17 protein-coding genes are annotated in these 14,749 nt (G+C 69.9%); 12 read left to right on the forward strand and 5 right to left on the reverse strand.

Annotation, left to right across the window (positions count from 1 at the left end; translation table 11 throughout):
- Positions 1–59: 59 nt before the first annotated feature.
- From OHA68_RS20125 to fdhD, 3 genes are all read right to left on the reverse strand, one after another.
- Positions 60–350: a hypothetical protein gene (locus OHA68_RS20125; RefSeq protein WP_327108998.1), complete on the reverse strand. Its 291-nt coding sequence runs from the start codon at positions 348–350 to the stop codon at positions 60–62.
- 73 nt (positions 351–423) lie between these two features.
- Positions 424–1,500: an epoxide hydrolase family protein gene (locus OHA68_RS20130; RefSeq protein WP_327108999.1), complete on the reverse strand. Its 1,077-nt coding sequence runs from the start codon at positions 1,498–1,500 to the stop codon at positions 424–426.
- A gap of 57 nt (positions 1,501–1,557) precedes the next feature.
- Positions 1,558–2,397, reverse strand: a complete 840-nt coding sequence (gene fdhD / locus OHA68_RS20135) for a formate dehydrogenase accessory sulfurtransferase FdhD (protein WP_327109000.1) — start codon at positions 2,395–2,397, stop codon at positions 1,558–1,560.
- 259 nt (positions 2,398–2,656) lie between these two features.
- Here fdhD and OHA68_RS20140 point away from each other — a divergent pair, with 259 nt between their 5' ends.
- The 8 genes from OHA68_RS20140 (at position 2,657) to OHA68_RS20175 (ending at position 8,785) form a co-directional block, all read left to right on the forward strand.
- Entirely contained in the window at positions 2,657–3,472 is an 816-nt protein-coding gene (locus OHA68_RS20140; protein ID WP_327109001.1) for a biotin--[acetyl-CoA-carboxylase] ligase, read from the forward strand.
- 33 nt (positions 3,473–3,505) lie between these two features.
- Entirely contained in the window at positions 3,506–4,018 is a 513-nt protein-coding gene (locus OHA68_RS20145; RefSeq protein ID WP_189144557.1) for a PH domain-containing protein, read from the forward strand.
- 63 nt (positions 4,019–4,081) lie between these two features.
- On the forward strand, positions 4,082–5,167 hold the full coding sequence (locus tag OHA68_RS20150; RefSeq protein ID WP_327109002.1) for an S-(hydroxymethyl)mycothiol dehydrogenase: 1,086 nt from the start codon (positions 4,082–4,084) through the stop codon (positions 5,165–5,167).
- The gene (locus OHA68_RS20155) at positions 5,167–5,787 is read left to right on the forward strand and encodes an MBL fold metallo-hydrolase (RefSeq protein WP_189144559.1); all 621 of its coding nucleotides are present in this window, start codon (positions 5,167–5,169) and stop codon (positions 5,785–5,787) included. The genes OHA68_RS20150 and OHA68_RS20155 overlap by 1 nt, the downstream gene beginning before the upstream one ends.
- Positions 5,788–5,890: 103 nt before the next feature.
- A complete protein-coding gene (locus OHA68_RS20160; protein WP_189144560.1) occupies positions 5,891–6,067 on the forward strand; it encodes a (2Fe-2S)-binding protein in 177 nt (58 codons plus the stop codon).
- 16 nt (positions 6,068–6,083) lie between these two features.
- On the forward strand, positions 6,084–6,566 hold the full coding sequence (bfr, locus tag OHA68_RS20165) for a bacterioferritin (protein ID WP_189144561.1): 483 nt from the start codon (positions 6,084–6,086) through the stop codon (positions 6,564–6,566).
- Positions 6,567–6,837: 271 nt separating this feature from the next.
- Complete coding sequence (locus OHA68_RS20170) at positions 6,838–7,506, forward strand: response regulator transcription factor (protein WP_043620820.1); 669 nt, start codon at positions 6,838–6,840, stop codon at positions 7,504–7,506.
- A 4-nt stretch (positions 7,507–7,510) separates the two neighbouring features.
- Positions 7,511–8,785 (forward strand): ATP-binding protein, encoded by a 1,275-nt coding sequence (locus OHA68_RS20175; RefSeq protein WP_327109003.1) that lies wholly within the window; start codon positions 7,511–7,513, stop codon positions 8,783–8,785.
- Here the strand turns inward: OHA68_RS20175 and OHA68_RS20180 are convergent.
- A complete protein-coding gene (locus OHA68_RS20180) occupies positions 8,769–9,248 on the reverse strand; it encodes a GtrA family protein (RefSeq protein WP_327109004.1) in 480 nt (159 codons plus the stop codon). The two genes, OHA68_RS20175 and OHA68_RS20180, sit on opposite strands and share 17 nt — an antisense overlap.
- 134 nt (positions 9,249–9,382) lie before the next feature.
- Here OHA68_RS20180 and OHA68_RS20185 point away from each other — a divergent pair, with 134 nt between their 5' ends.
- The 3 genes from OHA68_RS20185 (at position 9,383) to OHA68_RS20195 (ending at position 12,064) form a co-directional block, all read left to right on the forward strand.
- Entirely contained in the window at positions 9,383–10,531 is a 1,149-nt protein-coding gene (locus tag OHA68_RS20185) for a 5-(carboxyamino)imidazole ribonucleotide synthase (protein ID WP_407674471.1), read from the forward strand.
- Positions 10,532–10,545: 14 nt separating this feature from the next.
- Entirely contained in the window at positions 10,546–11,034 is a 489-nt protein-coding gene (purE, locus tag OHA68_RS20190) for a 5-(carboxyamino)imidazole ribonucleotide mutase (protein ID WP_327109530.1), read from the forward strand.
- Positions 11,035–11,155: 121 nt separating this feature from the next.
- Positions 11,156–12,064: a GNAT family N-acetyltransferase gene (locus OHA68_RS20195; RefSeq protein ID WP_327109005.1), complete on the forward strand. Its 909-nt coding sequence runs from the start codon at positions 11,156–11,158 to the stop codon at positions 12,062–12,064.
- 42 nt (positions 12,065–12,106) lie between these two features.
- Here the strand turns inward: OHA68_RS20195 and OHA68_RS20200 are convergent, their stop codons facing one another.
- Positions 12,107–13,420, reverse strand: coding sequence for a UDP-glucose dehydrogenase family protein (locus OHA68_RS20200; protein WP_327109006.1), 1,314 nt, complete (start codon positions 13,418–13,420; stop codon positions 12,107–12,109).
- Between the two features lie 124 nt (positions 13,421–13,544).
- Here OHA68_RS20200 and OHA68_RS20205 point away from each other — a divergent pair, with 124 nt between their 5' ends.
- Positions 13,545–14,708: an acyl-CoA dehydrogenase family protein gene (locus tag OHA68_RS20205; protein WP_327109007.1), complete on the forward strand. Its 1,164-nt coding sequence runs from the start codon at positions 13,545–13,547 to the stop codon at positions 14,706–14,708.
- Positions 14,709–14,749 lie beyond the last annotated feature (41 nt).

Here is a 14,749-nt window from a genome sequence, read left to right on the forward strand (position 1 = left end):
GCCCGGACATCGATCCTTGGCATCCGATCCCACGACCAAAGTTGTGCTGCCGGAGACGGTCACTGCCGTGCTGGGTGGGTTTCTTCGCCGGTGAGGGCCGGGGTTTGGTCGGCGAAGGTGATCACCATGTAGCGGCCGTTGGCGTAGCTGATCACGGGGCGGTGGAGCATTTCGCCGACGCGGCGGGCCACCGCCTGGAAGAGCTCCACCAGCTCCGGGGTGTCGGCGCTGATCCGGAAGCGGCCGCTGGTGGTCAGGTGCTCGGCGACGAGGGGAGCGAAGTTCGCCTCGCTCCGGGCTCGTTCGTCCGCGTCGAGGGGGGTGCGTCGGAGCGTGGGCTGCTGGGGCATCGCGTGATCTCCTTTGGGGGCGCCGAGGCTTCAGCATGCCAGCCGCGGCGCCCGCGCCGGAACCCACGGTGGGTCAGGTGAGGTCGGCGAAGAAGGCCTGGATGTCCGCGGTGAGGGCGGCGGTGGCCGTGTGGGCGGTGTAGTGGCCGTGGGCCGGGGCCGGGAGGGTCTTCCAGGAGACGATGTTCGCGTGGTCGCGGTTCGCGAACGGCCGGATGGACTTGAAGTCGCCCTCGCCCATCGCCAGGCCCAGCGGCACGGTGGTGGGCTCCTTGGGCTGCTCGGCCCGTGCGTTCTCCCAGTAGAGGCGCAGTGCCGAGCCCGCGGTGCCGGTGAACCAGTAGATGGCGGCGTTCGTCAGGATGAAGTCGTCGTCCAGGTCCTCGTCGAAGAGCTGGGCGAGCCAGCCCACCAGGCCGGCGGGGGAGTCGGCGAGGGCGTGGGCGAGGGTCTGCGGCTGCTGCGACTGAAGGACGTTGAAGGCGCCCTTCTCCTTCCAGAACCAGTCGAGTACGGCCAGGCCCGCCTGGTCCTCCTCGGTGAGGGCGGCGAACTCGGCGGGGTCGCCGGAGGGGAAGGAGTAGATCTGGGTGACGTGCACGCCGACGACGTGGTCCGGGGCGATCCGGCCGATCTCGGGGGAGATCATCGAGCCGGCGTCGTTGCCGACGGCGCCGTAACGGTCGTAGCCGAGGCGGGACATCAGCTCGGCCCAGGCGCGGGCGATGTGCTGGTTGTCCCAGCCGAGCTCCTTGGTCGGGCCGGAGAAGCCGTAGCCGGGCATCGACGGGATGACCAGGTGGAAGTGCTGAGACAGGGGCTCGATGGCGTCGAGGTATTCGGCGATCGAGCCGGGCCAGCCGTGGGTGAGGATGAGGGGGAGCGCGTCCGGGTTCTGCGAGCGGACGTGCAGGAAGTGGATGCGCTGCCCGTCGATCTCGGTGGTGAACTGGGGGTGGGCGTTGAGCCTGGCCTCCACGGCGCGCCAGTCGAAGCCGTCACGCCACCGGGTGATCAGGCGCCTGACCCGCTCGGTGGAGACGCCCTGGTCGGTGCCGGGGATCTCGTCGGTGAAGCGGGTCAGGGCCAGGCGGGCCTGGAGGTCGTCGAGGTCGGCCGATGAGATCTCGACACGGAAGGGGTGGATCATGAGAACTCCTTTGGTGGAACGACTTGTTCTGTTCCAACTATAGCAGAACGGAACGGTTCATTCCACAAATATGCGCTCCTGTCCGGCGTAGACATTGCACCCTTTGCCGCGCAGGAACCCGACCAGCGTCATCCCGAACTCCCTGGCCAGGTCGACGGCGAGCGAGGAGGGGGCCGAGACCGCACACACCGTGGGGATGTTCGCCGCCAGCGCCTTCTGCATGATCTCGTAGCTGGTCCTGCCGCTGACCATGAGGATGTGGCCGGACAACGGCAGGCGCTCGGTCAGCTCTGCCCAGCCGACCAGCTTGTCCACCGTGTTGTGCCTGCCCACGTCCTCACGCACCGCCACCTGCGCCCCCTCGGCGGTGAACAGGCCGGCCGCGTGCAGGCCGCCCGTCTTGCCGAACACCCCCTGGGCCCGGCGCAGCGCGTCCGGCAGGCCGTACAGGACTTCGGGGGTGATCCGCAGCCCGTCCTCGGGCAGCGGGCCGCAGCGCTCGTGCAGGTTGTCCAGGCCGGCCGAGCCGCAGACGCCGCACGCGCTGGAGGTGACGAAGTGACGGTCCAGCGCGGGCAGGTCGGGGATCGGGCCGTGCAGGCGTACGGTGACCGTGTTGTAGCGGGCCTCGGGCAGCAGGTCCTCGTCGGTGCAGTAGGCGATGGAGGCGATGCCGCCCGGCCGCACCACGCCCTCGCCCAGCAGGAACCCGGCGGCCAACTCGAAGTCGTGGCCGGGGGTGCGCATGGTGATGGCGACCGTCCGGTGCCCGCCGCCGGGCAGGGCGAGGCGGATCTCCAGCGGCTCCTCGGTGGACAGGTCGTCGCGCCGGTCGACGGCCCGGGTCCCGGTGAGCCGCCGGATGCGTACGCGGGTCGTGGGGCCGGGGCGGGTCACCGCGACCGCACGGCGACGACGGCGTTGACGGTGCCGAGGCCGGACAGCCGACGGCAGGCGCGGTCGCGCGCATTCGGTCGCTCGCTCATCCCCATATCCTGCCCCGCCCGGCCGGGTGAGACCGGCCCGGACGCGGGAGAAGACGGAGTGATGTCGCGCTGCCCCGCCGGGTGAGACCGGCCCGGACGTGGGAGAAGACGGAGTGATGTCGCGCTGCCCCGCCGGGTGGGACGGCTCGGACGTGCGAGAGGATGGACTGATGTCGCGCTACTCCGATCTGGACCGCCCGCCTCTGTCCGAGGCGGCGCTCAACCGCGCCCTGGTCCGGCCGGGCTCGCTGTGGACCGGGATCACGGTCGTCGACAGCACCGGCTCGACCAACGCCGACCTCGCCGCCGCCGCGCACGGCGGTGCGGAGGAGGGCGCGGTGCTGGTCGCCGAGGAGCAGCTCGCGGGCCGTGGCCGGCTGGGCCGCACCTGGACCGTGCCGGCCCGCGCCGGCCTGACGTTCTCCGTCCTGCTCAGGCCGTCGCTCCCGGCCACCGCGTTCGGCTGGCTGACGCTGCTGTTCGGCGTGGCCGCGGCCTCCGCCGTGCGCCGGCTCGCCGAGGTGGACGTACGCCTGAAGTGGCCCAACGACCTGCTCATCGGCGAGCGCAAGCTGGCCGGGGTGCTCGCCGAGCGCAGCGAGGGCGCGGTGGTGGTCGGCATGGGCCTCAACGTGCTGGTCAAGCAGGAGGAGCTCCCCGTGGCGGCGGCCACCTCGCTGGCCGTCGAGAAGGCGGCCTGCCTGGACCGCGATCCGCTGCTCAGGGCGGTGCTCAGGGAGGTGGAGGTGCACTACCGCGAGTGGGCGGAGGCGGCCGGCGACGCCGACGCCTGCGGGCTGCGCGCCGCCTACCTGGCGGTCTCGGCCACGGTCGGCCGCGAGGTGCGGGTCGAGCTGCCGGGTGGCGCGGCGCTCACCGGCCGGGCCACCGGCATCGACGCCGCCGGTCACCTCCAGGTGACGGCGGGCGGCGTGACCTCGACGCTGAGCGCGGGCGACGTCGTGCACGTTCGGCCCACGGCATAGCCCTCAGGGCGATGAGGGTGGCACCATTTGCCCATGACCATTCCGGACCACCATCTGACGCAGGGTGAGCGGCGTGTGCGCTCCTTCAACCCTCATTGGAAGCGGCTCATCGTCCCCTTCCTCGCCCTCATCCTCATCGCCGCGGGCGCGGGTGCGGCGATCTACTTCATCCCGGGTGACTGGGCCTACTCCTCCTACGCCAGGATCGCGGTCGGCGTCATCGCGGTGCTCCTGCTGACGATCTGGTCGTTCATCCCCTACCTGCGGTGGAAGAACACCGGCTACGTGCTCACCACGCACCGCTTCACGATCAGCACCGGGGTGCTCAACAAGTCCACGGACGAGATCCCGATGGCCAAGGTCAACACCGTGAGCTCCGACCAGACCTTCGCCGAGCGCCTGCTCGGCTGCGGCACGCTGGTCGTGGAGTCGGCGGGCGACCGGGGCCAGATCGTGCTGCGTGACATCCCGAAGATCCAGGATGTCCGTGTGGATCTGTTCCGCCTGGTGGAAGACGCTTCCGACGGCGAGCTCGACAACCGCTGAGCTTTCGGCGTGGTGCGGCCTCATGTCTTGCGGAGATCACCCCGCTGACCCAAGATGGCTGCCATGCCGTACGAAGTGCAGGGCGTTATCGCCCGGGGCAAGGGCCAGGAAGTTTCCATCGAGACGGTGATCGTGCCGGATCCGGGTCCCGGGGAGGCGGTGGTCAATGTCCAAGCCTGCGGGGTCTGCCACACCGACCTGCACTACCGGGAAGGCGGGATCAACGACGAGTTCCCCTTCCTGCTCGGGCACGAGGCCGCGGGCACGGTGGAGGCGGTCGGCGAGGGCGTCACCGGGCTGGAGCCGGGTGACTTCGTCATCCTCAACTGGCGGGCCGTGTGCGGCCAGTGCCGGGCGTGCCTGCGCGGCCGGCCGTGGTACTGCTTCGCCACCCACAACGCCGCTCAGAAGATGACGCTGGCCGACGGCACCGAGCTGTCGCCCGCGCTGGGCATCGGCGCGTTCCTGGAGAAGACGCTGGTCGCCGCCGGGCAGTGCACCAAGGTGTCGGCCGAGGCGCCCGCGTCGGTGGCCGGGCTGCTGGGCTGCGGCGTGATGGCCGGGATCGGGGCCGCCATCAACACCGGCGGCGTCACCCGTGGCGACACGGTGGCGGTCATCGGGTGTGGCGGGGTCGGCGACGCCGCGATCCTCGGCGCGTCCCTGGCCGGTGCGTCCAAGATCATCGCGGTGGACCTGGACGACCGCAAGCTGGAGTGGGCGCGCGGGTTCGGCGCCACCGACGTGGTCAACTCCGGCGTGAGCGACCCGGTCGAGGCGATCCGCGACCTCACCGGCGGCCACGGCGCCGACGTGGTGATCGAGGCGGTGGGCCGCCCCGAGACGTACAAGCAGGCCTTCTACGCCCGCGACCTGGCCGGCACCGTCGTCCTGGTCGGCGTGCCGACCCCGGAGATGCGGCTGGAGCTGCCGCTGCTCGACGTGTTCGGCCGCGGCGGTTCGCTCAAGTCGTCGTGGTACGGCGACTGCCTGCCCAGCCGCGACTTCCCCATGCTCATCGACCTGTTCCTGCAGCACCGGCTGCCGCTGGACAAGTTCGTGACCGAGACGATCGGGCTCGACCAGGTCGAGGAGGCGTTCGCCAAGATGCACCGCGGCGACGTGCTGCGCTCGGTGGTGGTCCTCTGATGATCGACAAGGTCGTCACGTCCGGCACGTTCTCGCTCGACGGCGGGACGTGGGACGTCGACAACAACGTCTGGCTGGCGGGCGACGCGCGCGAGGTGGTCGTCATCGACGCCGCGCACGACGCCAAGGCCATCGCCCAGCGGGTGGGCGGCCGTGAGGTCAAGGCCATCGTCTGCACGCACGCGCACAACGACCACATCAACGCGGCGGCCGAGCTCGCCGAGCTGACCGGCGCGCCGATCCGGCTGCACCCCGCCGACGAGGTCCTGTGGTCGCAGGTCTACGGCGACAGCGTGCCGTACGTTCCCCTCGCCGACGGCGAGAAGATCGAGGCCGGCGGGATCTCGCTGGAGGTGCTGCACACCCCGGGCCACGCGCCGGGGGCGGTCTGCCTCTACGCGCCCGAGGTGTGCGTGCTGTTCAGCGGCGACACGCTGTTCAAGGGCGGCCCGGGAGCGACCGGCCGCTCCTACTCGTCCTTCGACACGATCATCGACTCGATCCGGGGCCGGCTGCTGGAGTTGCCCGCCGAAACGGTCGTGCACACCGGGCACGGCGAGTCGACGTCGATCGGGGCCGAGGCGCCGCATCTGGAGGAGTGGATCAAGCGCGGTCACTGAGCAGGGGATCTGTGGCGTACCTGACATAGGCAAGCCTTACTTAAGTAGGCTATGTTAGGTATGCCTTACCAAAGATCCCCTGCTTCCGAGAGGCCGGCCCCGAATGTACGTGTGCGTGTGCCGCGCCGTGACCGAGAACGACGTCCACGATTGCATCGCGGGCGGCGCCACCAGCGCCAAGCAGGTGCGCGACACCACGGGGGCCGGCAGCGACTGCGCCACTTGTGTGCGGAAGATCTGTGCAATCCTGAGAGCATCTCAGGAACTGACCACCGCATAACACGAGGGGCCCGTTCATGCAGGGCGACAAGCAGATCATTGAGCTGCTCAATGAGCAGTTGACGGCCGAGCTCACGGCGATCAACCAGTACTTTCTGCACGCCAAGATGCAGCAGAACTGGGGATACACCAAGCTCGCCGACTATACCCGCGACGAGTCGATCGACGAGATGCGTCACGCCGAACGGCTCACCGACCGCATCCTCTTTCTGGAGGGGCTGCCCAACTATCAGCGGCTCGGCACCCTGCACATCGGCCAGACGGTCCGTGAGCAGCTCCGTGCCGACCTTGAGGTCGAGCTCTCGGTGGTGCAGCGGCTGCGGCCGGGCATCGCGCTGATGAGGGAGAAGGGCGATGTCACCTCCGCCCGGATCTTCGAGGAGATCCTGGAGGACGAGGAGAAGCACATCGACTACCTCGAGACCGAGCTGGGGCTCATCGAGACCCTGGGGGAGCAGCTCTACCTCGCCCGCTACGCCGAGCCGCCTTCCGCGGACTGATTTCCCGCCCCGAGGCCCGTCCTGGTTGGAGCGTTTCGCGCTCTATCAGGCGGGCTGACGTGCTTTCGGGGTTCCGACACGCCCGGCGGGAGGGTTGGGCTTGTCACCCCCGGGCATGGTCACGTCTGCTTTTCCCCGCGATGATCGCGGTAATTTAATCACGACTAACCGATGTTTAGCCGTGTTTGGCCAGGTCAATGGATAGGTCAACGACGAGTCAAACCGTGCGCTGTGCCCGGGAAACGATCCCCTAAGGTCCTACGATCGCTTCATGACCTGCGTACTTCTCGCCGAGGATGACACCTCGATTTCCGAGCCGCTCGCGCGTGCGTTGCGCCGAGAGGGCTATCAGGTTGAGGTGAGCCCCGACGGCCCGCAGGCCCTCGAGAGGGCTCTGTCGGGGGGCATCGACCTCATCGTTCTTGACCTTGGCCTGCCTGAGATGGACGGCCTGGAGGTGGCCCGCCGGATTCGTGCCGAAGGGCACGGCACCCCGGTGCTGATCCTCACCGCCCGCGTCGACGAGGTGGACACCGTCGTCGGCCTCGACGCCGGCGCCGACGACTACGTCACCAAGCCGTTCCGGCTCGCCGAACTACTAGCCAGGGTGCGGGCGCTGCTGCGCCGCGGCACCTCCGAGACCCCGGTGGTGCAGGGGGTCCGCATCGACGCCGACTCCCGCCGCGCCTGGATGGGAGAGAAGGAGCTGCACCTGACCACCAAGGAATTCGACCTGCTCAGAGTCCTGGTCCGCGACGCGGGCAAGGTGGTCACCCGCGAGCAGATCATGAGAGAGGTGTGGGACACCAACTGGTGGGGCTCCACCAAGACACTCGACATGCACATCTCGTGGCTGCGCCGCAAACTGGGCGACGACGCGGCCAAGCCCCGCTACATCACCACGGTCCGAGGAGTCGGCTTCCGCTTCGAACGCGAGTAGGCGCATGCGCCGACGCCTGCTCTCCTCCACCCTGGTCGTCGCGGTCATCGCCGTCCTGCTGCTCGGGGTGCCGCTCGGCATCGTGGTCGGCCGGCTGATCGTCGACGAGGCCGCACAGGAGCTCAGGGCGGAGGCGACCCGCCTGGTGGGGGAGGTGGAGTATGCCCGCATCCAGGAGACGCCGCTCGATCCCAAGCAACTGGAACAGAAATACCCGGACCGATACATCCAGATATTCGAACGAGGTAACCCGCCCAAGGCCACCATCGTCGGCACCCCGCCGCCTTCCGGGGAGCAGATGACGGAGGACGCCGAGTCCGACAGCGGCATATTCGTCCGGGTGAGCCGCGACCGGGCCCAGATCGAGCAGGACGTCTACGCCCGCCTGCTGCTGATCGTGGCCCTGGCCGTCGCGGCTCTCGCGGTAGCGGTGGGACTGGCCATCGTGCAGTCCCGCCGGCTCACACTCCCCTTGCTGGACCTGGCCGGGATCGCCGAACGGCTCGGCTCGGGCGACGCCCGGCCGAGCAAGCACCGCTACGGCATCCCCGAGCTCGACCAGGTCGCCGAGGTCCTGGACCGCAGCGCCACCCGCATCTCCGACCTGCTCACCCGCGAGCGCGAGTTCGCCACCGACGCCTCCCACCAGCTGCGTACCCCGCTGACCGGGCTCACCATGCGGCTGGAGGAGATCGTCGCGGCCTCCGAGCACCCCGAGGTGGTGCGCGAGGAGGGCGAGGCCGCCATCGTGCAGGCCGAGCGGCTCACCGCCGTGATCGACGAGCTGCTCGCCGCGGCCCGCAGGCAGCGCCACGCCCAGGCGGAGCCGGTCGCCCTCGACGAGGTGCTCATCCAGCAGGTGACCGAGTGGCAGCCGGTCTTCCGCGGCGTGGGCCGCACCTTGGTGCTCGCGGGCACCCGCGACCTCAAGGCCCTGGCGACCACCGGAGGGTTCGGCCAGGTCATCGCCACGCTCCTGGAGAACTCCCTGCGCCACGGCGGCGGCACCGTCACGGTGACGACGTCCTGCGGCGACAAGTACGTGGTGATCGAGGTCTCAGACGAGGGGGCGGGCATCCCGGACGACCTGGCGCCCAAGATCTTCGAGCGCAGCGTGAGCGGAGGCGGCGGCACCGGCCTCGGCCTGACGCTCGCCCGCGCCCTGGCCGCCGCCGACGGCGGACGGCTCGAGCTCGTAGGGCGGCGCCCCGCGAAGTTCGCGATCTTCCTGCGGCCGGCCGACGACAACGGCCGGCGGGTGGTCAGCGGTCCTGCCTGATCCCGGCCTCGGGCAACTCGGCCGGGATCGGCGTGGTCGCCTCCAGGAACACCCACTTCTTGTACGACCAGAAGCGGAACAGGGTGCCGAGGCCGACCCCGATGATGTTGGCGATGTTGAGGCTCACCATGTCGTTGAGCTTCAGGGTGTAGCTGGTGAAACCGATCACCAGCACGCCGAACAGCAAGGCGATGCCGTTGAGCAGGAAGAACAGGAAGTATTCGCGCCCCAGACCGCTCTGCTCGCGATCCCGGAAGGTGTAGAACCGGTTGCCCAGGTAGGCGAACGTGATCGAGATGACGGCTGCCAGGACCTTGGAGGTCATCGGGCCCAGGACGAGCAGAAACAGGTTATAGATGCCGGTGTCGAGCACGAACGCAGCAGCGCCGATTGTGCCGAACTTGCCCAACTCGTGGCGCACCAGGCTGACGACTTGCCGGTAAAGGCGCTTCAGGAACCGCACGTCTCCTACTCGGCCCTTCCCCTAGACACAGCTTCAGCGTACCGAGGTACCTTACTGCCCTGGGTGGCCAGCATGAACACATGCCGGAATCTCGCTCGAACCCTCCTCGAAGCGGACGGGTATGCTCACCTTACGTGAACGCATTCAGCCCCATCGGACCGGTCGTCGGCATGGTCGGCGCCGGTCAGCTCGCCAGGATGACCCAGCAGTCGGCGATCGCCCTCGGCATAGAGCTCCGCGTGCTGGCCAACACCCCTGACGAGAGCGCCGCCCGGGTGATCGTCGACACCCGTCTCGGCGACTACCGTGACCTGTCCGATCTGCGCGATTTCGCCAAAGGCTGCGACGCGATCACGTTCGACCACGAGCACGTCCCCACCGAGCACATCAGGGCCCTGACGGCCGACGGCGTCCAGGTGCACCCGGGCGCCGACGCGCTCGTACACGCCCAGGACAAGGCCGTCATGCGCGAGCGGCTGACCGCGATCGGCGCGCCGTGCCCGGCCTGGGCCCGGGTGCCCGACGTGGAGCGGGCGGTCGCGTTCGCCGCCGAGCACGGCTGGCCGATGGTGCTCAAGGCGGTCAGGGGCGGCTACGACGGCCGCGGCGTCTGGATCTGCCGCACCGAGGCCGAGGTCGCCGAGGCGTTCGACGCCGGGATTCCGCTGATGGCCGAGGCGTTCGTGCCGTTCGAACGTGAGCTGGCCGTGCTCGTCGCCCGCTCGCCGCACGACCAGGGCGTCAGCTACCCCGTCGTGGAGACCGTGCAGCAGGACGGCATCTGCGTCGAGGTGCTCGCCCCGGCCCCCGGGCTCGACCCCGAGGAGGCCGCCCAGGCCCAGCGCCTGGCGCTGAACATCGCGCACGAGCTCGGCGTGACCGGGCTGCTGGCGGTGGAGATGTTCCAGACGGCCGGCGGCCTGCTGGTCAACGAGCTGGCCATGCGCCCGCACAACAGCGGCCACTGGACGATCGAGGGCGCGCTCACCTCCCAGTTCGAGCAGCACCTGCGCGCCGTGCTCGACCTGCCGCTCGGCTCGCCCACGATGACCGCGCCGGTCGTCGTCATGGTCAACCTGCTCGGCGGCGACGACCCCGACGTGTTCAAGCGCTACGAGCACGTGATGGCTCACGACCCCGGCGTCAAGGTGCACTTCTACGGCAAGCAGGTGCGCCCCGGCCGCAAGATCGGCCACGTCACCGCCGTCGGCGACGACCTCGACGAGGTACGCGCCCGCGCCCGCCACGCCGCCGTCCACCTGACCACCGGGGAGTACGTGTGACGATCGGCATCGTGATGGGCAGCGACTCCGACTGGCCCGTGATGAGGGCGGCCGCCGAGGCCGTCGCGGAGTTCGACCTGCCGTTCGAGGTCGACGTGGTGTCGGCGCACCGGATGCCGGCCGAGATGATCGAGTACGGCCGGCAGGCGGCCGCGCGCGGCGTCCAGGTCATCATCGCGGGGGCGGGCGGCGCGGCGCACCTGCCCGGCATGCTGGCCTCGGTGACACCGCTGCCGGTGATCGGCGTGCCGGTGCCGCTGAAGTACCTCGACGGGATGGACTCCCTGCTGTCGATCGTCCAGATGCCCGCCGGGGTGCCGGTGGCGACCGTGGCCGTCGGCGGCGCCCGCAACGCCGGGCTGCTGGCCGTACGCATCCTCGCGGCCAGTGACGCGGGGCTGCGCGCGCGCATGGAGGAGTTCCAGGTGCGGCTGAAGGAGCAGGCCCACGCCAAGGGCGAGCGGCTGCGCGCCGAAGCCGCCACGCTGACCTCGCCAAGCTGACTTTTCGTCTGCACTGAGGCCGCCACGTAGCTGACCGGCCCGTCCTCGCCTGCGTTCACGGCGGCCTCGTCGGGGTGACCGGCCCTTCTCCGCTGTCGTGCGTGGGACTAGCGTGGCCGCTGTGCACCCGGTGATCGCAGCTCACGCCGCCCGTGTCCGCGCCGTCGACCCGTTGGCGGGCGGGCAGGTCGGACTGCCCGCCCCCGGGCCGAACGAAGGCGCGATCGAGGTCGCCGACGCAGTCGGCCTCACCTCGGTCGACCGGCTCGACCCCGGCACGATGAACGCCACCTGGAGCCCGCTGGTCGTTCACCGCCTGTGGGGCCGGGTCGGCGGCCGGGACCCCGAGGCGGCCCTGGGCGCGCTCCTCGACCGGTGGCTGGCCGGCCTCAGCGGCGAGAGAGGACCCGACAAGGCCCTGGCGGTGCAGTGGCCCAGCCGCGACACCGCCGCCGTCCGCGCCCTGACGATGCGCGGTTTCGCCCCCATGGTGGTGACCGCCGCCAGGCCGAGCGGTGCGGTCCGGAGCGGACCGCCGGCCGCCGTGGGCCGCGTGCGGATGCGCGCCGCCACCCAGGCCGACGCGGGGGACGTCGCACGCCTGTACGAGGCGCTGGTGGCCTACGACGCCCAGTTCGGCTGGGTCACCATGCGGCCGTCGACGCGGAACGGGATCGCCGAGAGCCTGGGGTCCCTGATGCACGACTCGTGGTGCTGGGTCGCGGAGGTGGACGGCGTGGTGGCGGGCATCGTCATGGTGGAGCCGCCGCAGCGGGCGCGGTGGGTCGCCTCCGCCGTCACCACCTCACCGATCGCCTACCTGAGCGCGATGTACGCCGACCCCGCCGTGCGCGGGCAGGGCGTAGGCGCGGCGATGGTGGCGGTGGCGCACGCGCACCTCGACGCCTCGGGGGTGGCGACGACGGTGCTTCACCATGCGGTGCCCAATCCGCTGTCGGCGCCGTTCTGGGCACGCCAGGGGTACCGGCCGGTGCTCACCCAGTGGGTGCGCCACCTGCCGCCTGGATGAACCGGGTGCTTCGCCGTACAGGATGTGGGGGGGTTGGGGGTGTTACGGGCGGCCGAGTGCGCGGTAGTGCCAGCCCGCTGAGCGCCAGGCCTCGGAGTTGAGCGCGTTGCGGCCGTCGACGATCCTGCGGGTGGCGACGACCGCGCCGAGCTCCTCGGGGTCGAGGTCCACGAACTCCTGCCACTCGGTCAGCAGCAGCACCACGTGCGCGCCACGGACCGCTTCGACGGCGGAGTCGCCGTACTTGAGCTCGGGGTGGGCCTTGCGGGCGTTGTCGAGCGCGATCGGGTCGTAGACGGTGACCTGACCGCCCTGGTGGCCGATGGTGACGGCCACGTCGAGCGCGGGGGAGTCGCGGATGTCGTCGGAGTTGGGCTTGAAGGCGGCGCCGAGCACGCCCACGGTGCAGCCGTGGAAGGAGCCGCCGGCCAGCTCCCGGGCCAGGTCCACCATGCGGGCGCGGCGGCGCATGTTGATCATGTCCACCTCGCGCAGGAACGTCAGCGCCTGGTCCGCGCCGAGCTCTCCCGCGCGGGCCATGAACGCCCTGATGTCCTTGGGCAGGCAGCCGCCGCCGAAGCCGAGGCCCGGGTTGAGAAAACGACCGCCGATGCGGTCGTCGTAGGACAGGGCGAGCGAGAGTTGCTGCACGTCGGCGTGGGCCGCCTCGCAGACCTCGGCCATCGCGTTGATGAAGGAGATCTTGGTGGCCAGGAAGGAGTTGGCGGCGGACTTGACCAGCTCGGCCGTCGGGAAGTCGGTGACGACCACGGGCACCTCGCCCAGCGGCTCGTAGACCTCCCGCAGCACCTTCTCGGCTCGCTCGGTGCGGACGCCGAGCACGATGCGGTCGGGGTTGAGCGTGTCCTCCACGGCGAAGCCCTCGCGCAGGAACTCGGGATTCCAGGCCAGCTCGGCCTGGACGCCGGCCGGCGCGAGCTGGGTGAGGATGCCGGCCAGCCGTTCGGCGGTGCCCACCGGCACCGTGGACTTGCCGACGACCAGGCACTCGCGGTCCAGAAAGGGGGCCAGCGAGGTGATCGCATTGTCCATGTAGGACACGTCCGCGGCGTACTCGCCGCGTTTCTGGGGAGTGCCCACGCAGACGAAGTGCACGTCGCCGAAGGCCGCGACCTCTTCGTAGGAGGTGGTGAAGCGCAGGCGGCCGGATTCGATCCCCCGGCGGAGCACCGGCTCCAGTCCGGGCTCGTGGATGGGGAGGTCACCGCTGTTGAGCCGGCGGATCTTGTCAGCATCGATGTCAAGACCCAGAACGTCGTAACCGAGGTCCGCCATGCACGCCGCATGGGTGATGCCCAGGTATCCGGTCCCGATCACCGTGAGGCGATATGGCACGAGTGAGCTCCTTCCGATCGCGCAATGCTACCGGCTCCCCGCTACCTCCTTTCGTGCCACCTTGGGGTGGGCACAAACGGTACTGTCTGGTAACAAAGTAGTCGGACGTCCTAGTATTCGAGGCATGGACTTTCCTCTGTACGCGCCCGCCGAAGAGCATGACATGCTCAGGGAAACGGTCAGGGCCCTCGCCGACGAGAAGATCGCCCCACGTGCCGCCGAGGCGGACGAGGCCGGGGAGTTCCCCTGGGACGTCTACAAGGCGCTCGTCGCGGCCGACCTGCACGCCATCCATGTGCCCGAGCAGTACGGAGGAGCCGGGGGCGACGCGCTGGCCGCCGTGATCGTGATCGAGGAGGTGGCGCGGGCCTGCGCCTCGTCCTCGCTGATCCCCGCGGTCAACAAGCTCGGCACCGTGCCGCTGCTGCTGTCGGCCTCGGAGGAGGTCAAGGCGCGTTACCTGGGGCCGGTGGCCCGGGGGGACGCGATGTTCTCGTACGCGCTGTCGGAGGCGGAGGCCGGCTCGGACGCCGCCGCGATGAAGACCCGCGCGGTGCGTGACGGTGATCACTATGTCCTCAACGGCGCCAAGATGTGGATCACGAACGCGGGCGTGTCGGAGTACTACACGCTGATGGCGGTGACGGACCCGGCCGCCGGCGCTCGTGGCATTTCCGCCTTTGTCGTGGAAAAGTCCGATGAAGGCGTGTCTTTCGGGCCGAAGGAGCGGAAGCTCGGCATCAGGGCGTCGCCGACCCGCCAGGTGATCCTCGACAACGTACGGATCCCCGAGACCCGGATGATCGGCGCACCCGGCTCCGGCTTCAAGACCGCCCTGGCGACCCTCGACCACACCCGGGTCACCATCGCCGCCCAGGCACTGGGCATCGCGCAGGGGGCACTGGACTACGCCATCGGCTACGTCAAGGAGCGCAAGCAGTTCGGCCGCGCCATCGCCGACTTCCAGGGGCTGCAGTTCATGATCGCCGACATGGCCATGAAACTGGAGGCGGCCAGGCAGTTGACGTACCACGCGGCGGCCAAGTCGGAGCTGGCCATGCACGGCCAGCCCCAGAAGGACCTGACGTTCCTGTCCAGCGCGGCCAAGTGCGCCGCCTCGGACGCGGCCATGGAGATCACCACGGACGCGGTGCAGCTGCTGGGCGGGTACGGCTACACGCAGGACTTCCCGGTAGAGCGCATGATGCGCGACGCCAAGATCACCCAAATCTACGAGGGCACCAACCAGATCCAGCGCATGGTGATGGCCAGGCAACTGTTGAAGTAGCCCCTGACGTGCAGAAACCCCGCCTTCCATGTTGGGTAGGC

The organism is Nonomuraea glycinis (assembly GCF_035920485.1).
GTDB classification, from domain to species: Bacteria; Actinomycetota; Actinomycetes; order Streptosporangiales; family Streptosporangiaceae; genus Nonomuraea; species Nonomuraea glycinis.